Here is a 22718-nt window from a genome sequence, read left to right as displayed (position 1 = left end):
CGGGCGAGGGGTTGGGGCGATCACCGCCGCGTCGGCCAAGCGAATGCTAGGTTCCGCCTCATGGACATCAGCACCGTCACCGCCAATGGCGTCGAGTTCGCGTACCTGTCGGCGGGGGAGGGGCCGCTCGCACTCTGCCTGCACGGGTTCCCCGACACCGCGCACACCTGGCGGCACCTGCTGCCCGAGCTCGCCGGGTGTGGCTACCGCGCGGTCGCGCCGTTCATGCGCGGCTACGCGCCCACCTCGATCCCCGCCGACGGCGCCTACGAGGGCGGGGCGCTGGTCGCCGACGCCTGCGCGCTGCACGAGGCGCTCGGCGGCGACGGCGACGCCGTGCTCATCGGCCACGACTGGGGCGCCTTCCCCGTCTACGGCGCCACCGCCTTCGCCCCGGAGCGCTGGCGCAGGGCGGTCGCGATGGCGGTGCCCCCGATGGGCGCGATGCTGGCTGCCTTCCTCGACTACGATCAGCTCAAACGGTCGTTCTACATCTTCCTCTTCCAGACCGGGCTCGCCGAGGCCGCCCTGGCGCGGGACGGGTTCATCGAGGGGCTGTGGCGCGACTGGTCGCCGGGCTACGACGCGGCCGAGGACGTCGCGTTCGTACGGCGCGCCCTGGGCTCCCCGGAGAATCTCGCCGCCGCGATCGGCTACTACCGGGCGATGCTCGGCACGGTGGCACCCACCGGCCGCTACACCGCCGAGCAGTCCGCGACCGGCGGGCAGGTTCCGATCCTCTACCTGCACGGGGTCCGTGACGGCTGCCTGGGGATGGAGCAGGTCGATCAGGCCGCGGCCTTCCTTCCGCCGGGCTCCAGGGTGGAGCATGTTCTCCAGGCAGGGCACTTCCTGCATCTGGAACGGCCCAGGGAAGTCAACGACATCGTTCTCGACTGGTTGCGCTGAGGATCCTGTGGCAGGATCGGTAAAACCGAATAGGATTCTAGTGGAGGCTGGTGTGACGGTTTCACTCGCGGACATCGACCTGTCGGACATCGCTTTCTGGGAGCGTCCGATGGCCGAGCGGGAGGCCGCCTTCGCGGTGCTCCGCGCGCAGCCGGGCCCGATCCTGTTCGCCGAGCCGGTGATCTCTTTCATGCCTCCCGGCCCCGGTTACTACGCCCTGGTCCGGCACGCGGACATCACCGAGGCCAGCCGCCACCCCGAGATCTTCTCCTCGGGCCGGGGGGCGACGTCCATCCAGGACCTCGGCCCCGACTTCAGCGAGTACTTCGGCTCGATGATCAGCATGGACGATCCCCGGCACGCGAGGCTCCGCCGGATCGTCTCCCGGGCGTTCACCCCGAAGATGGTCAAGCAGTTCGAGGCCGACGTCGAGGCGACCGCCGTGCGGATCGTGGACGAGCTGATCGCCCGGGGGCCCGGCTGTGACTTCGTGACCGAGGTGGCCGCCAAGCTGCCCCTGAAGATCATCTGCGACATGATGGGTATCGGCCCCGAGCACTACCAGACGGTCTTCGACGCCACGAGCATCATCCTGTCGGGCGGCGACCCCGAGTTCATCGCCGACATCAGCCTCGCGGCCGAGTCGCTCCTCGGTGCGGGGCAGCGGCTCCAGGACCTCGTCGTCTCCCTGGCCGCCGAGGGCGGAGAGAACCTCACCACCTCTCTGACCAGTGCCAACATCGACGGCGAGAAGCTGACGATGCAGGAGCTCGGTTCCTTCTTCATCCTGCTGGTGGTGGCGGGCAACGAGACCACCCGCAACGCCATCTCGCACGGCCTGCACCTGTTCACCGAGAACCCCGACCAGCGGGCCCTGCTGCTCGAGGACCTCGACGGGCGCCTGCCCGGCGCCGTCGAGGAGATCGTCCGCCTCGCCTCGCCCGTCGCCTGGATGCGCCGCAGCCTCACCCGCGACCACGAGATGAACGGTCACCTCTACCGCGAGGGCGAGAAGGTCCTGCTCTACTACTGGGCGGCCAACCGCGACGAGAGCGTCTTCACCGACCCGCACCGCTTCGACATCCTGCGCACCGAGGGCCCGCACGTCGGTTTCGGCGGACCGGGGCCGCACTTCTGCCTCGGTGCCCACCTGGCCCGCCGCGAGATCACCGTGATGTTCCGCGAGCTGTTCACCCGCCTGCCCGAGATCCGCTCGGTCGGTGAGCCCGACCGCCTGCGATCCAGCTTCATCAACGGAATCAAGCACCTCGACTGCGACTTCTGAGGTCCTGCCGCATCCCGCCGATGGTGACGGGCGAAACGAGACCGCCGGCGGGACGGCGGGCCCGGGCGACTCCAGCCCGGTCAGAACATGGAGTGCGCCCGCTGCGCCGTTCGAACCGGCGAGGTCACCGCCCCGGCACGCGGATCGACTTGAAGACCGTGTTGATGTCGGGGAGCAGTTCCTTCCTGCTGTCCGGCACCGACATGTAGACGATCGCCGGCAGGTCGGCGCCGGTGCTCACGGCCGCCACGACCATGGTCGTCTTCGAACCGCCAGAGGTGATCTCGTACGCGGCGAGCTGGCCGGGCAGGCCGTTCACGGACAGGGCCTGCTGGGCGGTCTTGCGGGCGGTGTTGTCCTCGGGGAAGAACCGCTTACGACCGGTGGAGGCCACCGCGTTGATCACCGGGGCGAGGTTCTCCGGCGAGGTGTACTTGCTCTTCAAACGAGGCGAGAGCGGGCCCGACATCAGCTGCGCGTACTGGGTTTTGCCCGTGGAGTCCGTACCGGCGGGGAGGTACTGGCGGGTTGTGAAGCCGTAGGTGGTGGGCACGCTGGGGCGCTGGTCCTGCCGCCACGGGGCACCGAGCTGGGCCAGGGTGATCCCCGCCGGTTGGTCGGTGAGCGTACCGGCCACCGGCGAGGGGTCGCCGGTGAATCGGGGCAGGCGACCGATGGCGGCGGGCTTGGTGGTCTTCTGGGGAGCCGCCGAGGGCTTGGGTTCGGCGATCTCCTCCTCGGCGGAGGCCAGCGGCCCGGCCAGGAACGCCCAGAGCACCGCGCCGACCAGCGCGATGATCACAGATCCGGCCAGCGCGAAGATCCAGACGGGCCGCCCCCGATCCTCAAGCTCGTCCTCGTCCTCGATGGCCTGGTAGTTGTCGCCGAAGACCGTGTTCCACAGCTCCTGCTGGCGCTCGGGCGGAGGGGTCTTCGGACCGCTGATCTGGCCGGCGGTGACGAACGGCTTGTTCGGGTCGGAGGGGTCGCGGCTCAGGTGATGGCCGGGCTGCCCAGGATGCGCCGGCTGTCCCGGCTGGGGCTGTGGCGGCTGGGGGCCGGCTCCGGGGTGAACGGGAGTTCCCTGGGGCGAGGGGGCCTGGGAGGCCGCCGCCGCGTTCGCCGCGGCCATGGCCCACATGGCGGGGTTGTCCGGCACGCCGTAGCTGCGCCGCGCGTTTCCGGCGCCGTTTCCACCGACCCCGTCAGGGGGGACGGTGCCCGCGGAGGCGTCGCCGAAGTGAGCGGCGGGGCCCTCGGCGGGAGGACCGGCCCAGGAGGAGGGGAACGTCGAGGTCTGTGCCTCGGCGAAACCCTGGTTGCCCATGGGGGGAGCGGGCGGCCAGGTGGCGCCGGACGCCGGAGGGGCGGGCGGCCAGCCGGCGTTCTCCGCCGGCGGAGTGGGCGGCCACACGCTGTTCTCCACCGGCTGAGCCGGAGGGCGGCCGGAGGCGTCGCGCGGCGGTGCGGCCTGCCACGCCTCACTCCCGCCGGGAGCCTGCTGCCCGCGCGCGTCCCCCTGCATGCCTGACGGGTGTGTCCGGCCGTCGTTCTGCGGGGTGGACGCCTGCGCCCAGCCGTCGTGCGAGGGTGCGGTGGCCTGCGCCCAGCCGCTGCCGCCCGGGGAGGCCTGGCCTCGAGGGTCCGACTGGGGAGTGGGGATGGACTGTGGCCACCCGTTGCCGGGAGAGGACGGATCGTGGTCGCCGGCGCCGCCCTGTGGGCCGGACGTCTGTGACCAGCCGCCGCCCTGTGACGAGGTGGGCTGCGGCCACCCGTTGCCGGGGGAGGTCTGGTGCGGGTCACCGCCGCCCTGCGGGCCGGACGCCTGTGCCCAGTTGTCGTTCCGCGGGCTGAAAGCCTGCCCCCAGCTGTCGTTCTGCGGGCTCGAGGCCTGTGCCCAGCCATCGCCGGGGGAGGTCTGCGCCCAGCTGTCGTTCTGCGGGGTCGACGCCTGTGCCCAGCCGTTGTTCTGCGGGTCGGAGGTCTGTGCCCAGCTGTCGTTCTGCGGAGCCAATGCCTGTGCCCAACCATCGTTCTGCGGGGCCGGCGCCTGCGCCCAGCCGTCGTTCTGGGGAGCCACGGCCTGTGCCCAGCCGTCGTTCTGCGGGGTCGACGCCTGTGCCCAGCCGTTGTTCTGCGGGTCGGAGGTCTGTGCCCAGCCGCCGCCCGGGGAGGTCTGGCCGGGCGAACCGGCCTGCGGGTCGGAGACGCGCTGCCCCCCGCCGGGCGAGGTCTGCCAGGAGCCGTTGCCGCTCTGCGGCTCCTCCTGCGGGCGGGGGAGCCGGGGGCCGGTGCCAAGAGGGTCGTTCGTCCACGAGGGTGACGGTTCGGCAGCCTCCGGCCATGCCGGAGGCAGGTGGGACTGGCTGGACTGCTCCGAGGCCATGCTTTCCTTACCTCCCGCGTGGGTGCCCGAATTAGGCGTATTGGGCATGATCTCACGTGAGACGGGGGGGCTCGCAGGGAAACTGGAGAACGCCCCTCTGAACTGGAGTCCGGTTGGGTCGGTCGGTGGGTCCTGCATGGGCAGGCCGACCTCCAACGGATCCGGGCCCCGCCCCGGCTCTACTGAATGTGCCACGGTGAAAAGAGTAAACGCGAAGGACGTACGAGGTCACAACAGGTGCATAGCCATCGGGTCTCGTTCGCTCCGGAGAGTGCGGAGATCCTCATTCTGCCGACCCGCTCGGACGGCTGTCTCCTGTTCGCCGTGATCGGGCCTGTTTCCCCAGGCCACGAATATGCCTTGCGGGCTGCGATAGTCTTGCTCTATGCGTGCCGCGAGCCTGCTTACCGGGCCGCATCGGCCTCTCCGCCCCTGAGCGCCCTGCCGATGCGGCCGCCCTCCGCGTGAGCGGGGGGTTTTTGCATTGGGCCAGGCGGGTCAGACCATCCACGCAGACATACCCGAGGGAAAATCGACGTGAGCGAGCGAGCCGACATGCAGAGCGACGAGCAGCACTATGACCCGCAGGCCCTGCAGGTCAAGTGGCAGCGCCGGTGGGAGGAACTGGACCCCTTCCGGGCCTCCGACGACCCCGCCGACCCGCGTGAGCGGCGCTACATGCTCGACATGTTCCCCTACCCCTCGGGCGACCTGCACATGGGACACGCAGAGGTTTTCGCCATCGGTGACGTCGTATCCCGCTACTGGGTGCAGCGCGGCTACAACGTGTTGCACCCCATCGGCTGGGACTCCTTCGGCCTGCCCGCGGAGAACGCCGCGATCAAGCGCGATGCCCACCCCGCCGAGTGGACCTACGCCAACATCGAGACCCAGGCCAACTCCTTCAAGCGCTACGCGATCTCCTTCGACTGGTCCAGCCGCCTGCACACCAGCGACGCCGAGTACTACAAATGGACCCAGTGGCTGTTCATCCGCTTCTTCGAGCGCGGCCTGGCCTACCGTAAGGGCGGCCTGGTCAACTGGTGCCCCAACGACCAGACCGTGCTGGCCAACGAGCAGGTCAAGGACGGCAGGTGTGAGCGCTGCGGTGCCGAGGTCGTCCGTCGTGAGTTGACCCAGTGGTACTTCAAGATCACTGACTACGCGGACCGGCTGCTGGACGACATGGCCCAACTGGAGGGGGGCTGGCCCGAGCGCGTGCTGACCATGCAGCGCAACTGGATCGGCCGATCCGAGGGCGCCGACGTCAACTTCGTGATCGAGGGCCGTGACGAGCCGGTCACCGTCTACACCACCCGTCCCGACACCCTGTACGGCGCCACCTTCTTCGTGGTCGCCCCGGACGCGCCGCTGGCCGAGGAGATCGTCGCCGATGACCGGCGCGAGGCGTTCGAGGCCTACCGGGCCGATGTGTCCAAGCTATCCGACATCGACCGGCTGTCCACCGAGAAGGAGAAGACCGGCGTCTTCCTGGGCCGGTACGCGATCAACCCGGTCAACGGGGAGCGCATGCCGATCTGGGCGGCCGACTACGTGCTGTCCGACTACGGTCATGGCGCGATCATGGCCGTGCCCGCACACGACCAGCGCGACCTGGACTTCGCCCGCGCCTTCGACCTGCCGGTACGGGTCGTCGTACACACCGGCCTGGCCGACCCCGGTGAGACCGGCATCGCCACCGCCGGTGACGGTGCGATGGTCAACTCCGGCCCGCTGGACGGCCTGACCAAGGCCGACGCGATCCGGAAGATCATCGAGGTGCTGAGCGAGCGGGGCACCGGCCGCTTCACGGTCAACTTCCGGCTGCGCGACTGGCTGCTGTCCCGCCAGCGCTTCTGGGGTTGCCCGATCCCGATCATCCACTGCGCCGACTGTGGCGAGGTCCCCGTCCCCGATGACCAGTTGCCCGTCACCCTGCCCGACCTGCGAGGTGAGGCCCTGGCACCCAAGGGGGTCTCCCCGCTGGCCTCGGCCGAAGACTGGGTCAACGTCTCCTGTCCCAAGTGCGGCGGCCCGGCCAGGCGCGACACCGACACGATGGACACCTTCGTCGACTCCTCGTGGTACTTCCTGCGCTATGTCAACCCCTCCTACGAGGACGGCCCGTTCGACGTCGAGGGCGTCCGCAGGTGGGGCCCGATCGACCAGTACGTCGGGGGTGTCGAGCACGCCGTGCTGCACCTGCTGTACGCCAGGTTCTTCACCAAGGTCCTGCACGACATGGGAATGGTCGACTTCGTCGAGCCCTTCACCCGCCTGCTGAATCAGGGGCAGGTCATCAACCAGGGCAAGGCGATGTCCAAGTCGCTGGGCAACGGCGTCGACCTGGGTGAGCAGATCGACGCCTACGGTGTCGACGCGGTCAGGCTGACCGTCGTCTTCGCCGGCCCGCCCGAGGACGACATCGACTGGGCCGACGTCTCGCCGGCCGCGTCCCAGAAGTTCCTGGCCCGGGCGTTCCGCGTGATGGCCGAGGCGGGGGCGGCCTCCGCTCCCGGCGTCGACTTCGCAGGTGGGGACCTGAACCTGCGCAAGGTCGTGCACCACACGATCGACGAGGTCACCAGGCTGGTCGACTCCCACCGCTTCAACGTCGCGGTGGCCCGGATGATGGAGCTGACGAGCGCGGCCCGCAAGGCCATCGACTCCGGGCCCGGTGCCGCCGACCCCGCGGTCAGGGAGGCCGCGGAGACGCTGGCGGTCATGCTCTCCCTGGTCGCGCCGTACGCGGCCGAGGAGGGCTGGGAGCGGCTGGGACACAGCGGCTCGGTCGCGGTCGCGGGCTGGCCGGCGGTGGACCCGGCGCTGCTCGTCCAGGACTCCGTCACCTGCGTCGTCCAGGTCGCGGGCAAGGTGCGCGACCGGCTGGAGGTCTCTCCGGAGATCTCCGAGGCGGACCTGAAGGCGCTGGCGCTGGCGTCGGAGAAGGTCCAGGCGTTCCTGCCCGGTGGTGCGCCGCGTAAGGTCATCGTGCGCGCGCCCAAGCTGGTCAACATCGTCCCGTAGACGTTCGAGAGGGGCGCGCGTCCAGCGTGCGCCCCCGAACGTTCATGGGCCGGCCGACGTTCGGCTCATCCGGCTCCGGCACTGCCCGCCGCTCGTCGTACCGTCATCCGAAAACACGCAGGGCGACCGGCACCCCGACGTCGGGGTGCCGGTCGCCCTGCGTGGCGTGCGTTCTTGGGCGTGTGGCCCGGAGGGTTGAAGGCGCGTGCCTCAGAGCTTGCGGAGGACCGCCACGACCTTGCCGAGCACGGTGGCCTCGTCACCCGGGATCGGGTCGTAGTTGGGGTTGTGCGGGACCAGCCAGACGTGGCCGTCCCTGCGCTTGAAGGTCTTGACCGTGGCCTCGCCGTCGATCATCGCCGCGACCACGTCACCGTTGTCGGCCACCGGCTGCTGGCGTACGACCACCCAGTCGCCGTTGGCGATGGCGGCCTCGATCATCGAGTCTCCGGTCACCTGGAGGAGGAAGAGCGTGCCCTCGCCGACGAGTTGCTTGGGCAGGGCGAAGACATCCTCGATGCTCTCCTCGGCGAGGATCGGGCCACCGGCGGCGATCCGGCCGACGAGTGGCACATAGGCGGCGGTCGGGCGGCTGACCGGGGTCTCGTCCTCGCCGGAGTCGGGATCCACCCACAGCACGGGCTCGCCGGGAAGGCGCACCTCCAGAGCACGGGGGCGGTGCGGGTCACGCCGCAGGTAGCCCTTGCGCTGCAAAGCCGTCAACTGGTGCGACACGCTGGAGGTGCTGGTGAGCTGCACCGCCTCACCGATCTCCCGCATGGACGGCGGGTAACCGCGCTGCTGCACGGAGTCGCGGATCACTTCAAGGATCTTCCGCTGCCTGGGGGTGAGGCCAAGGGAGTCACGCCTTCGCACCGCCAGATCGCTGGCGGCCGAACCGTTCTCGTTGTGCTGGCTCATACGAACTCCTCGCCTCCCGGCCTGTATCTGATATGTCGCACACAGCGACCATACAACGGCCGAAGATCATATTCAAACAATTGTTCGAATGTCCTCGATATCGGCGGCGCCGTGGTGTACAACATCGTACGGGAGTTCGATCGACATCGTGTTCGATTCACCGATCTTTCTTCGACATGTGTTCGGCCAGGTCGAGGGGATGGGGGCCACCGTGAAACCGACCGCGACGACACCACGATCCATGGCCGTGCCGAGATCCCGGACCGTGCGGCGATCGCCGGGGGCACCGCTGCTGCGCCTGGTGCCGCCACCGAGATCGGAGCCCGCTCCCGCGCCGGAATCGGGCAGGGGGGCCGGGGCGGGGCGGAGCCCGGAAGGCGGAAGGGTGCCGGGGCGGCCCGGGCGCGAGCGGGCGGCCGGGCGGCCTCGGGAGCCGGAGGCCGGGTGTGAGCCGAGGCCGAGACTCGGGCGTGGCGCGAGGCGTGGGCATGGGCCGGAGCCTCGGCGGGGGCTTGGACATGGGGTGCCGGGACGGGTGCCCGGGGCGGGAGCGGTTCGTGCCGGCGTCCGCCGCCCGGGTGCCGCCCGGCCCCGGACCGCCGGGCGGCCGCTCCGGCTCACCCGGCGTGGGAGGATCGTGGTGGTGACGGTGCTCGTACTGTTCACCCTGGGGATGCTCTGGGTCGGCGGGCGCATCGACACGGCCCTGGCGGGCGAGCGGACGGGTCACGGGGGGCTGCCCCGGATCACGGTGCACGTGGGTGACACGCTGTGGGAGATCGCGGACGCGTTGACGCAGGAGGGCGACGCCGGTCGGGCGGTCCATCGCATCATGGACCTCAACGGGCTGGCCGACTCCGAGGTCCGGCCCGGAACCCGGCTCTATCTCCCCGAGGACCTCATCCGCTGAGAAGAGGCGCATTCCGTGGGGTGCGTGGGATTTGGCCGGTGGGGTTCGAGGAAGGTGTGGGCGAGCCGCGCGGGAGGGTCCGATGAGGGTCCTGCCTGACATATCGTCTGGGACGCATGTGAGGGAAGGGGTGCGGAGTGCGTCGCCCGAGGGGCGACACGCCGAGGCGTGACGGCTGATCAGCGACTTCGTGTGGCGAGGGCCTTTCAACTTGCGTTCATGGTCGCGCACTTCTACCGTTAGACCACAACATCTAGTGGCTGCACCGCAACACTTCACCACAGATTGTGTTTCCATTACCGCATCTCGACTATTCGAGGGGCGTGCGCGAGCGTCTCGACATGCGCGCCATGGGGCAGGTGAGGTGGGTGAGCCGCTCTCGCAGCTCAAGGAGGCGACGCGCGTGCACTGTCCGTTCTGTCGTCATCCGGACACGCGAGTCATCGACAGCAGGGCCACCGAGGACGGCGGTGCCATCCGCCGCAGGCGCACGTGCCCGGAGTGCGGGCGCAGGTTCACCACACAGGAGACGGTCCTGCTCATGGTGAGCAAGCGCAGTGGCGTGACGGAGCCGTTCTTCAGGGACAAGGTGATCGCCGGGGTCCGGCGGGCCTGCCAGGGGCGGCCCGTCGGCGAGGACTCCCTGGCGCAGCTGGGCCAGCGGGTCGAGGAGAGCATCCGGGCCACCGGATGCGCCGAGATCGCGGCCCACGAGGTCGGGCTGGCGATCCTGGGGCCGCTCCGCGAACTGGACGAGGTGGCGTACCTGCGGTTCGCCTCCGTCTACCGGGGGTTCGAGACCCTGGCCGACTTCGAGGCGGAGATCGAGCAGCTCCGGGCGGGGCGCTCCAGCGGGCAAGACTGAGAAAGACCCTGGGCGCCGGGGGTGAGCGGCGTGTTGGTGTGGTCCGATATGAGGGCTCGCGGAGCCCCAGGAGGGGGAAGTCATGACGGAGACCGCCGGCGCGGTGGCACGTGGGAGCAAGCGGCCGCGCAAGGGCCTGAGGATGAAGCGCATCTTCACCACCCCAGGTGTGCACCCCTATGACGAGCTGTCCTGGGAGCGCCGTGACGTCGTCATGACCAACTGGCGCGACGGCTCGGTCAACTTCGAGCAGCGCGACGTCGAGTTCCCCCAGTCGTGGTCGGTCAACGCCGCCAACATCGTGACCACCAAGTACTTCCGCGGCGCGGTCGGCACCCCGCAGCGGGAGTGGAGCCTCAAGCAGCTGATCGACCGCGTGGTGGGCGTCTACACCCGTACGGCGGTCGAGCACGGCTACTTCGCCGGCGAGGAGGACGTGGAGATCTTCGACCACGAGCTCAAGCACGCTCTGGTCAACCAGGTCTTCAGCTTCAACTCCCCCGTCTGGTTCAACGTCGGCACGGCGTCGCCGCAGCAGGTCAGCGCCTGCTTCATCCTGGCCGTCGACGACCAGATGGAGTCGATCCTCGACTGGTACAAGGAAGAGGGTGTGATCTTCAAGGGCGGTTCCGGTTCCGGCGTCAACCTCTCCAGGATCCGCTCCTCCAAGGAGCTTCTCTCCAGCGGCGGCACCGCCAGCGGCCCGGTCTCCTTCATGCGCGGAGCGGACGCCTCCGCGGGCACCATCAAGTCCGGCGGCGCCACCCGCCGCGCCGCCAAGATGGTGGTCCTCGACGTCGACCACCCCGACATCGAGGAGTTCGTCGAGACCAAGGCGCGCGAGGAGGACAAGATCCGCGCCCTCCGTGACGCCGGGTTCGACATGGACCTGGGCGGCAAGGACATCGTCTCGGTCCAGTACCAGAACGCCAACAACTCCGTGCGCGTCTCCGACGAGTTCATGCGCGCGGTGGAGCAGGGCGAGGAGTTCGGCCTGCGTGCCCGGCTCACCGGCGAGGTCATCGAGAAGGTCGACGCCAGGAGCCTGTTCCGCAAGATGGGCAAGGCCGCGTGGGAGTGCGCCGACCCCGGCGTCCAGTACGACGACACGATCAACGACTGGCACACCAGCCCCGAGACGGGCCGCATCACCGCCAGCAACCCCTGCTCGGAGTACCTGCACCTGGACAACTCCTCGTGCAACCTGGCGAGCATCAACCTGCTGAAGTTCCTGAGAGACGACGACACCTTCGACATCGCGAACTTCGTGAAGATCACTGAGCTGATCATCACCGCGATGGACGTCTCCATCACCTTCGCCGACTTCCCGACCGAGAAGATCGGCGAGACCACTCGTGCCTACCGCCAGCTCGGCATCGGCTACGCCAACCTCGGCGCGCTGCTCATGGCCACCGGCCACGCCTACGACTCCGAGGGCGGCCGCGCCCTGGCCGGAGCCATCACCTCGCTGATGACCGGCGCCTCCTACCGCCGCAGCGCGGAACTGGCCGCGGTCGTGGGCCCGTACGACGGCTACGCCCGCAACGCCGACGCGCACAAGCGGGTCATGCGCAAGCACAACGACGCCAACGAGGCTCTGCGCACGTTCGAGAAGATGGACGGCGACATCCACCACGAGGCCTCCAAGCAGTGGGCCGAGTGCCTCAGGCTCGGTGAGAGGAACGGCTACCGCAACGCCCAGGCCTCGCTGCTCGCGCCCACCGGGACCATCGGCCTGATGATGGACTGCGACACCACCGGCATCGAGCCCGACCTCGCCCTGGTCAAGTTCAAGAAGCTCGTCGGCGGCGGTTCCATGCAGATCGTCAACCAGACGATCCCGCGCGCGCTCCGGCAGCTGGGTTACCAGGAGGAGCAGATCGAGGCGATCGTCGAGTTCATCGCCGAGCACGGCCACGTCGTCGACGCCCCCGGCCTGCGCCACGAGCACTACGAGGTGTTCGACTGCGCCATGGGCGAGCGCGCGATCGCCCCCATGGGGCACGTCCGGATGATGGCCGCGGCCCAGCCGTTCCTGTCCGGCGCCATCTCCAAGACCGTCAACCTCCCCGAGTCCGCCACCATCGAGGACATCGAGCAGGTCTACATGGAGGGCTGGAAGCTTGGCCTGAAGGCCCTCGCGGTCTATCGCGACAACTGCAAGGTCGGCCAGCCCCTCTCGGCCGCCGGCAGGAAGACCGAGGCGAAGGAGGCTGTCGCCGAGCCGGAGATCCAGGTCGTGGAGATCAGCCGCCCGACCCGTCGCCGGATGCCGAACCAGCGTCCCAGCACCACCACCCGCTTCACCGTGGGCGGCGCCAAGGGCTACATGACCGCCTCCTCCTACCCCGACGACGGCCTCGGCGAGGTCTTCCTGAAGATGTCCAAGCAGGGCTCGACCCTCGCGGGCGTCATGGACGCGTTCTCGGTGGCCATCTCCATCGGCCTGCAGTACGGGGTGCCGCTGGAGACCTACGTCGGCAAGTTCGTCAACATGCGCTTCGACCCGGCCGGCATGACCGACGACCCGGACATCCGGATAGCGGCCTCGGTGATGGACTACATCTTCCGCCGCCTGGCCCTGGACCACCTGCCCTACGACGACCGTGCCGCCCTCGGTATCTTCTCCGCCTCCGAGCGCGCCGCCCAGCAGCGCGGTGAGGACCCGGCCCCGATCCACGCCGACGAGGTCATCGCCGAGCTCGCCACCTCGGCCCCCATCGAGGAGCCCCAGACCCGAGCCGAAGCGGTGCCGGTGGAAACCCCGCGGCGGGCCGGCTCCCTGGAGTCCCACCAGGGCCGCACCGCCGACGCGCCGCTCTGCATGACCTGCGGCACCAAGATGCGCCCCGCGGGCAGCTGCTACGTCTGCGAGGGCTGCGGCTCCACCAGCGGCTGCAGCTGATTCCGGGCAGAAAAGCAGCATTGGATACAGAGGTCGAATCTGCATAGTCCCTGGTGATGAAGGGGGTCGGAATCACGTCCGGCTCCCTTGCGGTGTTTTCGTGGCAGTGAACTGTTCGCTGACCTGGAGAAGCCGGAGTTCTTCCGTCACGGCTCGACAGGCTTTTCCGCTACCCACGATGAGGTGCGCCTTGCTTGGGCGAGCCATGCAGGCCCGAGGTTCGATTGAGGTCAGGGAGCTATGGCCGACACGTTCAATTCGCTTTTCGATGGGGTTGTCAACTTCCGGCGAGCAGGCTGACTCGTCGATGTATCGCTAAAAGCGGGATCCCTGCCCACGATGTGGTGGGCGGGCCCATTGCGCTCTGGCGGCCCATCTCGTCGGGTTGGCGGACTGCCAGGCATGGTCGATACTTCCGATCATGAGCGAATCATCGGGTCGGGCCTCTCTGGCCAGGAGCGCTCTGGTAGGGCTCGTCGTCGGTGTGGTGGTCGCCGTCATCTGGACCGACGACGTAATGGGCCGCAGAGGGCTGGGCCGCTTCGTTGTCAGTGCCGTCTGGCCTAACAAGTCGGCACCCTCCGAAGGACTGGGCGGCGTCATCAACGGTATCGCGATCATCGTGGTCCCGATCCTGCTCAGCGGGATCTTGGCGCGGTCGGCCAAGATCTCCCGGTGGTGGCCGGTGGCACTCGCCGGATCCGCGGCCTTCGGGGCGCTGGCCTCGGGGCTGTTCGCGCTTGTCCCTTTCCACAGGGCGGCCTATGGCCTGCCCGAACCGCTCTTCGGGATCATCTTTCTCGTGGCCGGTGTCGCGGGGTACGCCGCGGCTGCCTGGATGGTCATGCCGCGTACCGCCCTGCCGCGGATCCTCCTCGCGGGAGTGATGATCGCCTTTCCGGTCGGTGCCGCCCAGGTCTCGGATCGCGTACAGCACTGGCACCGGGTCTGGGACCTGGGCACGATGGGAGTGTCGCTGGTCTCCCTGGATATCCCCGGCCGTCGGTACGTGGCGGGTTTATGGCGGCTCGGTCCAGAGGGTGGAGGCCCGGCAGTCGAGCTCTCCTATCGCCTGGACACCCCCCGCACTATCATCCATCGCTTCTACAAACCCAGCTTCAATCTGCGGGAGGAGTGGGAGATGCAGGTGTTCATCCGTGCCACGGCGGCTACCCCCGGCCAAGCGTGCGCCGCACGGTATCTGAAAGCCACGCGGCATCTGAAACCCGCCTGGGCTGTTCACGTCAGCGCCAGCGACACCTGCCGACCGCTGTCCGATGGTCGCGTCCTGTGGATCATTGATGACAGGCCCGTGGCCCTGTTCGCCAGACACGGCGATGTGCTGCTTCAGATCAGCAGTCTCGTCGTGACCGAGGCGGAACTACTCGCCACCACCGACCATGTCCGGCCAACGACCGCCCGCGAGTTGCTTGGCCGAACCGGAGGGCGTCGCTAGATCTCGCCCTTTCGTTGTACTTTGCCGAGGCTTCGGAATCTCCACACGACCACCCGTTCGGCGCCGCTTCGGACATCACGCTTGAAGGGGGCATGGCTGAGGCATACTTTCCCGCGGACGCGCCCATCGCCCTCGCACTGCTCGCACTGTGGGGCGGTACCCGGCCGGTGGCGCCGAATACCGCACCCTCCGAATAAGTACGCTGCCCCAGTATTCTGGGCAGAAAAGCAGCGTTGGATACGGAAGCCAAACCTGCATAATGCTCCCTAGGAAGGGGGGCCGGAGTTGAGTCCGGCCCCCCTTCTGGCGTTTTCAGCAGGTCGTAGCGGCGAAAGAAGAGGCAGTCGATGGCCGATGTGGACGGTCGGCGAGAAGCGCGGACGGTCGAGCAGGTGCGAGAGTACCTGTTCGCTCAGATCAATTCGGCTCTTCGTCGGCCAGGCATGTTCGGCGGAGAGATCGCGCTAAGAATTTACTTCGACGCGATGGCGTTCACGGACGATCGTGAACAAGCCTGGAGTGAGGAACAAGATTCCCTGCGTGCTCGGAGGGCTTTTCTCTCCACGGGAGTTCGGGGAGCCTTCGAGTCTCTCTGGGGTGCCGGAACCGATGACATGGCCGCGTCCGTCTATGCCGAGTTCGCCCATCGTCACGGATGGCTCCGGCTGGACCGTATCCTGTCGCGGGACGGGTACGACAAGCTGATCGGTGCCAACAAGGCTTGGTGTGAGCGCGATCGAACCCTCGGACAGACCCTCGCTATGTTCGGGCCGCCGTCTGTCTACTGCGGTGGCACGAACCCGTACTTTCCCAAGACCCTGGTATATGCGACGGGGCACCCTCAGGATTCTTTGCTCTGCTTCCATTTCTGGAACGAGTTCCTTCATTTGCGTACGGATCAGACCGCATTGTACGGCGAGCCCATGCTTCTGGCCGTCCGCGGCGAGGGTTCCGACTTCGCCGATAGCTTCACTTTCACGCCTGTCGGCACGAACCAGTGCCAGGGAGCCCGGAGGAGCGATCAGCTTTCCGAATAGGTGTCCTATGTTCCAAGCGGATAGGCGGTAGTCGTTGAGGAGGGCGATATGGCATGAGACGGCTATCCATGGCGAGTGTGGTCGAATGGCGACTCCTGGTGAACTACCAGGTCGATCCAGAAATCGCCGCACGCTTGCTGCCGATGCCAATGCGGGTTACGGCGCCGGACCGCAGGCACGCCGGAAACGCCGAACCTTCCGAATAAGCGCACTCCCTCAGTACCCTCGGCGCTGCCGAGGAATGAAATGCCTGGTCAAACGGGACCTGTTGAGTTCCACTCCTGGCTTCGGCCGATATGACCTCCCATTGTTAATGTGATTGATGCCGCTAGTGCTTGCCTGGTGAAATCGGCAGATGATCGGAAAGACGCTGTGGGAGCGGCAGCTTCATCAGAGGGGGTCCGCTTCGGCGTTGGCGGTGACGGAGGACCGCGTCGTCCTCCATGAGCGCCACACTCGGCTTGTCTGCCTGGACCGCCACGACTGCTCGGTCCGCTGGGACGTTCCGATAGGGACCTGGCCGCGTGCCGTCGTGGTCGCCAGTGATCGTTGCCTGGTTCTGCCGCAGGACACCGATCAACTGTTCTGTCTCGATCTCACTACGGGATCTGTGGCGCGCCGGGTTGCCGCAATACTCAGGGCATGTCGTAGCTATTGCGGAGACGGTCGTCGTCGGCGGCTGGCGTGGTTACACACCCATGTCCGCTTTCGACCTGAAGGACGGACGGTCTCTGTGGCGGACACGGCGGCGTATGGCTACGGTGCTTCCTCTGCCCTGGGATGGCGGCGTGCTGTTGGGAGACGGCTCAGAAGCGTGGCTGATCGATCCACGAGATGGCAGGGAACTGGGCCGCTGGCGGTTGCCGGAGCCATTGGTCGAAACCGACGATCGTCCGGCGTTCACCATGATCAGCCCTGACCGTTGCCTGGTGCCGTGCGGCCCGCGATCCGTTGCGAGCATTCGATTGTCATCGGGTCTCGTCGAGCGGTTCTTCCGTCACGATGCCGACCTCTCGTCCTCGGCCGCCCAGTTCACCGGCGGTGTGGTGTGGCTGCGAGAACGAGGGGCCGGTTATCTCGTCGTCGACCCCGAAGCCGGATCGGTGTTGTGGAACGTGGACGTCAGGCAGCCACTCGTCGGTGAGGTGGTCCGAGACAGCGAGGGGTTCGTAGTGGCCGGCGCGGGCGGCCTGCTCTTCCGCCTGCGGTCTGATGGGCACGTCCTGGAGCGGTCCTCATCGGTCACCAGGGTGGCCGCATTGCGAGACCTTGGAGCAGGGGAGATGCTCATGGTGACCAAGGGAACCTTGAGGATGATCGCCATCGACCCGTACCGGCGAGGTGAATGACGCAGGAATACCGCAGCCCACGAATAAGTGCTCTGCCCCAGTATTTTGGGCGCGCTTCGGATGTGAGGCACCCGGTCAGAGGCGGGGCGTCGGCGGAGGTCCGGTGCCCCGCCTCCGGCTGTCTGTGGGCTTTGCCGCCTCGGACCCGCACCGCTCGCGCCGCGACTTGGGTGTCCCGCAACCGGAGGAGCCGACCTCCCGTGCGGTGAGGGCTCTGCGGCTGATCGGACAGGTATGACGGACCCGGGCGTCGTCATCCCGGCGCCGAGGGGCGCGACGATCATTCCCGAGATGACGCGCGGGCCGGGTTCCTCGTCGAGCACCGTCGTTCCCGGCAGCAGGTATCCGACGACGGCGGCGCTGGTCGTGCCCTCGTCCGAGATGAGCCGGTAGTTGAGGTAGAAGGTGACCGACCTATGAGCCGGGCACACCGAGCGGCTGGCGATACGCTACTTCGCCACGGCGGGCGCCACTCTGATGGCGCCCGCGCTCGCCCGGCTTCGCCAGGAGCATCCGGGCGTGCGAGTCGGCCTCGGGATGACCGACCCCGAAGACCCGCTGGGGGAGGCGATGCGGGGCCGTGCCGACCTTGGCCATCGCGATCCGATCCCATAACCGGCTGCACGAGGGCGTCCACACATCCAAGTCCGAAAATGAACGTTAAACCCATTTTGGGATTGACCATAAGGATTCATAAGAAGACGTAATTATTTGATAAGGCGCGCCGGTCACTCTCTGCCTTATGCAACCGCTCGGTTCCCGCAAGGATCCGGCGGTAGTGCTCTATCGAGCTTCTTCTCGCATTGACCAGGAGGTTTTGTGAAGAAGGTAGTTGGGCTGGCGGCATTCGCCCTGGCCGCCACCCTGATGGGTGCTGTAGCGCCGGCGACGGCCGTGGCCGATCCGCTGCCCCCCGGCCAGTCGGCCAAGCTCAAGGCCGAAGAGTCGGCCGCCACCATGGACGGGCTCAAGCGGACGCTCGCCGAGCAGATCGCCCGCAGGCTCGACAACGGTGAGTTCAGGGCGGTGCTCAACCGCGAGCTGGCGGGTGACGGCCAGGCCGACCTGGCTGCGTTGTTCGCCTCCGTGCCAGGCGCGCAGGACCTGACCGACTACACCCGCCAGGCTGACAGCAAGATCCTGCAGTTGAAGGGTCTCCAGGCCGAAGGCGAGGGCGAGTCGCTGCTGGAGGTCTCGGCCGACCCCGCCACGGTCAAGCGGGTCGCCGCGGGCGAGAAGCCACTGGTCATGTTCACCCCGTCCAAGGACGAGAAGTTCGTCCGCACCGTCACCGCCTACGACTCGGCCGGTCGCACTTACGAGCTCGATGCCCGCCGGGCTCCCAGGCAGGCGGTGCTCGTCGTGGGCCTGAACGAGCGCAAGACCGCCGAGCTGGGCCAGAAGGTCATCCGCAAGGCTCTCACCGAGGCCGGCATCACCGGAGTCGACCGTAAGGCCGATGAGGCCCAGCAGCCTACGGCGCAGGCCGCGGGAACGCCCCGCTGGGCAGCCCAGATCCATCGCATCACCAACTACAACGACCACGAGCCCTGGTACAAGGGCGGACCGGAGATCTACGCCTGGACCATGGGCGCCGGGACCGACGGTAAGGCTCGGGTCGACACCATCGAGATGCCCTACATCACCGACGAGGGCACGACCTACAGCAACGTGAACCAGGTCCTGATCGAGTGGTCCAACTTCAGCTGGACCGCCGTCGACGTCGTCTTCATGGAGCGCGACGACAACGCCGACCTGTCCGGCCTGGCCAAGGCCATCGTCGAAGGTGTGCTCGTCGCCAGCGGAAACGGCCAGTACGTCGCGATCGCCGACAAGGTCATCGGCGCGCTGCCCAGTGACTGGGTCACCGACAGCGACGACTGGGTCGACTCCTGCTACAGCGTCCAGGCCGGCCGCGCCGGACAGATCAAGTCCATGCCCTGCGCCGCCCGCCCGGTCGGCATGGAGGTACGCCTGATCTCCAACTGGATCTGACGAGTTCGGCTTCGGCCCGACACGTTGACCGCCGCGGCCCCGGTGACACACCGGGGCCGCGGCCTGTGTTCCCGGCCATGCCGCGGAGGCTGTGCCAGGGTACGAAGATGATCATAGATCGGGGTGCCCGGCGGAGTCCGATGGATGTCCTCATCGGCCGGCCGTGCTCAGAGGCGTGGTCCCGTGCCCGCCTCCGGGACATCGGGTCACATCACCCAGCGGCTCTCGGCCTTCCTGCCCGCCCCGGTCACCACCGTGACACGCCCCGTCGGCGATCCAGGCGTGGATGTCGGCACTGCCTCCCGAAGGGAACCTGACAACCGGCGGCGTGGGACCGTCGGGACTGCCGTACACCATCCTGCGCACGACGCGGTTCCACAACCTGCTGGTACTCGTGCTGGGGCAGCCGGCGAGGTCCGGGATCCTGCTGGTCCCCGCGGGGACGGACTTCCAGCCGGTGGAGGTCGCCGAGGTCGCCGCACGGCTGGTGGAGCCGGCGCTGGGCGCGCCCGCCGGGTGGGTGCCCGACATGGGTGGTCCGGAGATCGTGAGCGCGGCCGAGCCGGCGCGGACCTATCCGCGGGTCACCGGCGGGCGCGGGCCCGTCGTACCGCTGCTCGTACCCGGCAGGATCGCCGCCGCCTTCCGGTGTGGCGTGCACCTCGCACCCGACCGCCCAGCCGGGTGCGGGACCTTCGCGGACTTCGTCTCCGTGGCCGCCGGCCCGAGCGGATACGAGGCGGCGGGGTCTCCGCTCCGTCTGGCACCCTGATCAGGTGATCGAGGAGTTCGAGGCGGAGCGGCCGAAGATGTTCGGCCTGGCCTATCGGATGCTCGGTTCGGCGGCTGAGGCCGAGGACGTCGTCCAGGACGCCTACCTGCGCTGGAGCGGTGCCGAGCGTGAGCACATCGGTTCCCCCGGAGCCTGGCTGGCCAAGGTGGTCACCAACCTCTGTCTCAACCGGCTGACCGCCGCCCGTGCCACCCGCGAGCGCTATGTCGGCTTCTGGCTCCCCGAGCCCGCGCCGACCGGCGCGCTCGGCCCGATGGAGACCGCCGAGCAGCGCGACGCGGTGTCCATGGCCTTCATGCTCCTGCTGGAGCGGCTCACCCCGGCCGAGCGGGCCGTCTTCGTGCTGCGGGAGGCGTTCTCCTACGGCTACCGCGAGATCGCCGACGTGCTTGATCTGTCCGAGGCCAACTGCCGCCAGTTGTACGGCAGGGCCCGGCGCAGGGTCGGTGAGCGTCCGAGGTTCGACGCCCCGGGCGAGCAGCGGCGAAGGATCGTGGAACGGTTCCTGGCGGCCGCCAGGAGTGGCGACCTGGCGGGGCTGGAGCGGCTGCTCGCCGACGACGTGATCGCCTGGGCCGACGGCGGTGGCAGGGTGCGCGCCGCGCTGCGGCCGATCACCGGCAGGGAGAAGGTCGTCCGCTACCTCACCGGGATCGCCGGAAGGTTCGGGCAGGCGGCGGAGTTCACCCATGCCGATGTCAACGGTCAGGACGCGGTCCTCGTCCGGCGCGGGGGAGAGGTCATCGCGATCTTCGTGATCGAGGTCTCCGCCGAGACCGTCGTCGGCCTGCGTGCCGTGTTCAATCCGGAAAAGCTGTCACATTTGCAGGGAGTCGCCGGTTCGTAGGGGTATGACAGAAAACATCCTGGTAACCGGTGGTACCGGGGTCCTCGGGCGCCATGTCGTGGACCGTTTCGCCAAGACCGGTCATCCCGTCCGAGTGCTGAGCCGCACCCGCGAGCCCTACATCGGAGACCTGAGGACGGGAGCGGGACTCGGCCCCGCTCTCGAAGGGGTCGATACGATCGTGCACCTCGCCAGTGATCCGCGCGACTCCTCGGCGGACGTCGAGGCAGCCCGGCGGCTGATCGCCGCGACGCCCCCCGAGACCCACCTGGTCTACGTCTCCATCGTCGGCGTCGACCGGCACCCGTACACGTATTACCGGCGCAAGCACGAGGTCGAGAGGTTGATCGAGAACTCGGGGCTGCCGTACAGCATCCTGCGCACGACGCAGTTCCACAACCTGGTGGTGCTGATGCTGGGGAAGCTGGCGAGGTCCAGGGTCCTGCCGGTCCCCGCGGGGACGAACTTCCAGCCGGTGGAGGTCACCGAGGTCGCCGAGCGGCTGGTGGAACTGGCGCTGGGCGCGCCCACCGGGCGGGTGCCCGACATGGGCGGCCCGGAGATCGTGAGCGCGGCCGAACTGGCGCGGACCTATCTGCGGGTCACCGGCGGGCGTGGGCTCGTCATGCCGCTGCCCGTACCCGGCAGGATCGCCGCCGCCTTCCGGCGCGGTGTGCACCTCGCGCCCGACCACCCCGAGGGGCGCGGGACCTTCGCGGACTTCGTCTCCGTGGCCGCCGGCCGGAGCGGGTACGAGGCGGGGACGGAGGGGCGATGAACGAGACGGTCTCCACCGCGCGCGTGCCGTTCCGGACCGCGACCTGGTCGCGCGTCCTGCTCGCCGTCCTGGCCGTGACCGAGGCGGTCGTCGGTGGCTGGGCGCTGCTCGTGCCGCGCGGGTTCTACGACGGCTTCCCGCTGCCGGGTCATCCCTGGGTGGCGCTGCTGCCGCCCTACAACGAGCACCTCCTGCGGGACTTCGGCGGGCTCAACCTGGGCTTCGGCCTGATGCTCGCGGTGGCGGCGGTGACGCTCGACCGCCTGCTGATCCGTACGGTGCTCGCCGGATACCTGCTCTACTCGGTGCCGCACCTGACCTTCCACCTCGGTCACCTGGGGCACTTCGACATGGTGGACGCGGTGGGGCAGGTCGTCGTGCTCGCCTTCTGCGTGCTGACCCCCGCGATCCTGCTGTTCCTCACGCGGAAGGCACCGGGCGGCGAGTAGGCCCGAGGTCGCCGATGGCCGGGCCGTGCACGTGCGGACGGTCGGTGCCCGGGCACGGGAAGGGGCCGGAAACGGAGAAAGACCCGCCCGGGCGGGTCTTTCGCGATGGAGGTCAGGCGGCGGAGGTAGGGCCGCTCGTCTGTGGAAAGCGCAGAACGTTGCGGCCCGTGTAGGCGCTGAGATCGACCACCTTGGCGTCGCCGGTCACTCCACGGCGTGTCGCGGAACGAATATCCCTGATCTTGAGCCGTGCGACATATGGTGGCACGACCACAAGTCTCTTCATTGAGCCCCCCGGCGTGATGGTTCCGTTATATGAAATATCTACAGATCGCCGCATAAGACTGCCGTAAAGACCAGGTCAATAGGGGAGTGGGCGACCCGAGGGAGACCTCAGATCCAGGCCGGAGATGCGGGCGGGGCGGCGTGCGCCCCGCTGCCGGATGATCCTGGCGCGTCGAATGATCTTCCTCCCTCCTCGGGCTCGCCGTGCTATGCGTCGCCTGACACCGGCGTGCCCGGGGCTGGTGGGCCCGGCACGCGCGAAAGTCCGTGCGAGCCAACCTAGCCCGCCCCCGCCCTCTGGATCAACCGGTTTGGCTACGGAGGGACTCCGAAGACATGCGTACGGTGACGGCGGCTCGGGACTGGGCGCTGATCGCCGGGATCGTCACGACCCGTGCCGCCGGCACCTCCGGCCGACCACGGCGGCTCACTCCCGGCCGCCACGGCACGACGTGTTTTTCGCGGCGTACGCGCGCCGAACGCGGCACGTCCGGTGCGGGCCCGGCTACTCTGACGAC

General features: G+C 68.4%; 19 protein-coding genes. 17 read left to right on the top strand and 2 right to left on the bottom strand.

Annotated features, from left to right (window positions below; translation table 11 throughout):
- The first annotated feature begins 60 nt into the window (after window positions 1-60).
- Window positions 61-909 (top strand): alpha/beta fold hydrolase, encoded by an 849-nt coding sequence (locus tag ABT061_RS34360; RefSeq protein WP_350925891.1) that lies wholly within the window; start codon window positions 61-63, stop codon window positions 907-909.
- 109 nt (window positions 910-1018) lie between these two features.
- Window positions 1019-2194, top strand: coding sequence for a cytochrome P450 (locus tag ABT061_RS34355; RefSeq protein ID WP_350925966.1), 1176 nt, complete (start codon window positions 1019-1021; stop codon window positions 2192-2194).
- 124 nt (window positions 2195-2318) lie between these two features.
- Here ABT061_RS34355 and ABT061_RS34350 read toward each other — a convergent pair whose 3' ends face one another.
- Window positions 2319-4583 carry a hypothetical protein gene (locus ABT061_RS34350; protein ID WP_350925889.1) on the bottom strand — a complete coding sequence of 755 codons (2265 nt, stop codon included), beginning with the start codon at window positions 4581-4583 and terminating at the stop codon, window positions 2319-2321.
- A gap of 555 nt (window positions 4584-5138) precedes the next feature.
- Here ABT061_RS34350 and leuS point away from each other — a divergent pair.
- Window positions 5139-7610: a leucine--tRNA ligase gene (gene leuS, locus ABT061_RS34345; protein WP_350925964.1), complete on the top strand. Its 2472-nt coding sequence runs from the start codon at window positions 5139-5141 to the stop codon at window positions 7608-7610.
- A 210-nt stretch (window positions 7611-7820) separates the two neighbouring features.
- Here leuS and lexA read toward each other — a convergent pair whose 3' ends face one another.
- Window positions 7821-8531 (bottom strand): transcriptional repressor LexA, encoded by a 711-nt coding sequence (gene lexA / locus ABT061_RS34340; protein ID WP_343972512.1) that lies wholly within the window; start codon window positions 8529-8531, stop codon window positions 7821-7823.
- A 643-nt stretch (window positions 8532-9174) separates the two neighbouring features.
- Here lexA and ABT061_RS34335 point away from each other — a divergent pair.
- The 14 genes from ABT061_RS34335 (at window position 9175) to ABT061_RS34270 (ending at window position 21915) form a co-directional block, all read left to right on the top strand.
- Entirely contained in the window at window positions 9175-9441 is a 267-nt protein-coding gene (locus ABT061_RS34335) for a LysM peptidoglycan-binding domain-containing protein (RefSeq protein ID WP_350925887.1), read from the top strand.
- A 403-nt stretch (window positions 9442-9844) separates the two neighbouring features.
- Window positions 9845-10306, top strand: coding sequence for a transcriptional regulator NrdR (gene nrdR / locus ABT061_RS34330; RefSeq protein ID WP_350925962.1), 462 nt, complete (start codon window positions 9845-9847; stop codon window positions 10304-10306).
- 82 nt (window positions 10307-10388) lie between these two features.
- A complete protein-coding gene (locus tag ABT061_RS34325; RefSeq protein ID WP_350925885.1) occupies window positions 10389-13211 on the top strand; it encodes a vitamin B12-dependent ribonucleotide reductase in 2823 nt (940 codons plus the stop codon).
- Between the two features lie 487 nt (window positions 13212-13698).
- Window positions 13699-14667, top strand: a complete 969-nt coding sequence (locus ABT061_RS34320) for a hypothetical protein (RefSeq protein WP_350925883.1) — start codon at window positions 13699-13701, stop codon at window positions 14665-14667.
- Window positions 14668-15014: 347 nt separating this feature from the next.
- Entirely contained in the window at window positions 15015-15704 is a 690-nt protein-coding gene (locus ABT061_RS34315) for a hypothetical protein (RefSeq protein ID WP_350925881.1), read from the top strand.
- A 355-nt stretch (window positions 15705-16059) separates the two neighbouring features.
- Complete coding sequence (locus ABT061_RS34310; protein WP_350925879.1) at window positions 16060-16623, top strand: outer membrane protein assembly factor BamB family protein; 564 nt, start codon at window positions 16060-16062, stop codon at window positions 16621-16623.
- A gap of 46 nt (window positions 16624-16669) precedes the next feature.
- A complete protein-coding gene (locus ABT061_RS34305; protein ID WP_502991544.1) occupies window positions 16670-17053 on the top strand; it encodes a hypothetical protein in 384 nt (127 codons plus the stop codon).
- 234 nt (window positions 17054-17287) lie between these two features.
- On the top strand, window positions 17288-17446 hold the full coding sequence (locus ABT061_RS34300; protein WP_350925875.1) for a hypothetical protein: 159 nt from the start codon (window positions 17288-17290) through the stop codon (window positions 17444-17446).
- 84 nt (window positions 17447-17530) lie between these two features.
- Window positions 17531-17668: a hypothetical protein gene (locus ABT061_RS34295; RefSeq protein ID WP_502991543.1), complete on the top strand. Its 138-nt coding sequence runs from the start codon at window positions 17531-17533 to the stop codon at window positions 17666-17668.
- A 204-nt stretch (window positions 17669-17872) separates the two neighbouring features.
- Window positions 17873-19048: a DUF3103 family protein gene (locus ABT061_RS34290; protein ID WP_350925873.1), complete on the top strand. Its 1176-nt coding sequence runs from the start codon at window positions 17873-17875 to the stop codon at window positions 19046-19048.
- A gap of 286 nt (window positions 19049-19334) precedes the next feature.
- The gene (locus ABT061_RS34285; protein WP_350925871.1) at window positions 19335-19820 is read left to right on the top strand and encodes an SDR family oxidoreductase; all 486 of its coding nucleotides are present in this window, start codon (window positions 19335-19337) and stop codon (window positions 19818-19820) included.
- A gap of 4 nt (window positions 19821-19824) precedes the next feature.
- On the top strand, window positions 19825-20688 hold the full coding sequence (locus tag ABT061_RS34280; RefSeq protein WP_350925869.1) for an RNA polymerase sigma-70 factor: 864 nt from the start codon (window positions 19825-19827) through the stop codon (window positions 20686-20688).
- Between the two features lie 4 nt (window positions 20689-20692).
- Window positions 20693-21466, top strand: a complete 774-nt coding sequence (locus ABT061_RS34275) for an SDR family oxidoreductase (protein ID WP_350925867.1) — start codon at window positions 20693-20695, stop codon at window positions 21464-21466.
- Complete coding sequence (locus tag ABT061_RS34270) at window positions 21463-21915, top strand: hypothetical protein (protein ID WP_350925865.1); 453 nt, start codon at window positions 21463-21465, stop codon at window positions 21913-21915. Before ABT061_RS34275 ends, ABT061_RS34270 begins: the two co-directional genes overlap by 4 nt.
- The last annotated feature ends 803 nt before the right edge of the window (window positions 21916-22718 follow it).

Origin of the sequence: Streptosporangium sp. NPDC002544 (assembly GCF_040295965.1) — a bacterium.
Classification (GTDB): Bacteria; Actinomycetota; Actinomycetes; order Streptosporangiales; family Streptosporangiaceae; genus Streptosporangium.
The sequence above is the reverse complement of the archived record's forward strand: the minus strand, read 5'-3'. Positions and strand labels throughout refer to the sequence as shown.

What these genes read in the sequence shown, in the direction of transcription:
- ABT061_RS34360 (WP_350925891.1), top strand. Translation starts at nt 61, where the DNA reads ATGGACATCAGCACCGTCACCGCCAATGGCGTCGAGTTCGCGTACCTG.
- ABT061_RS34355 (WP_350925966.1), top strand. Translation starts at nt 1,019, where the DNA reads ATGGCCGAGCGGGAGGCCGCCTTCGCGGTGCTCCGCGCGCAGCCGGGC.
- ABT061_RS34350 (WP_350925889.1), bottom strand. Translation starts at nt 4,583, where the DNA reads ATGGCCTCGGAGCAGTCCAGCCAGTCCCACCTGCCTCCGGCATGGCCG.
- leuS (WP_350925964.1), top strand. Translation starts at nt 5,139, where the DNA reads ATGCAGAGCGACGAGCAGCACTATGACCCGCAGGCCCTGCAGGTCAAG.
- lexA (WP_343972512.1), bottom strand. Translation starts at nt 8,531, where the DNA reads ATGAGCCAGCACAACGAGAACGGTTCGGCCGCCAGCGATCTGGCGGTG.
- ABT061_RS34325 (WP_350925885.1), top strand. Translation starts at nt 10,389, where the DNA reads ATGACGGAGACCGCCGGCGCGGTGGCACGTGGGAGCAAGCGGCCGCGC.
- ABT061_RS34315 (WP_350925881.1), top strand. Translation starts at nt 15,015, where the DNA reads ATGGCCGATGTGGACGGTCGGCGAGAAGCGCGGACGGTCGAGCAGGTG.
- ABT061_RS34310 (WP_350925879.1), top strand. Translation starts at nt 16,060, where the DNA reads ATGATCGGAAAGACGCTGTGGGAGCGGCAGCTTCATCAGAGGGGGTCC.
- ABT061_RS34300 (WP_350925875.1), top strand. Translation starts at nt 17,288, where the DNA reads ATGACGGACCCGGGCGTCGTCATCCCGGCGCCGAGGGGCGCGACGATC.
- ABT061_RS34295 (WP_502991543.1), top strand. Translation starts at nt 17,531, where the DNA reads ATGGCGCCCGCGCTCGCCCGGCTTCGCCAGGAGCATCCGGGCGTGCGA.
- ABT061_RS34285 (WP_350925871.1), top strand. Translation starts at nt 19,335, where the DNA reads ATGTCGGCACTGCCTCCCGAAGGGAACCTGACAACCGGCGGCGTGGGA.
- ABT061_RS34275 (WP_350925867.1), top strand. Translation starts at nt 20,693, where the DNA reads ATGACAGAAAACATCCTGGTAACCGGTGGTACCGGGGTCCTCGGGCGC.
- ABT061_RS34270 (WP_350925865.1), top strand. Translation starts at nt 21,463, where the DNA reads ATGAACGAGACGGTCTCCACCGCGCGCGTGCCGTTCCGGACCGCGACC.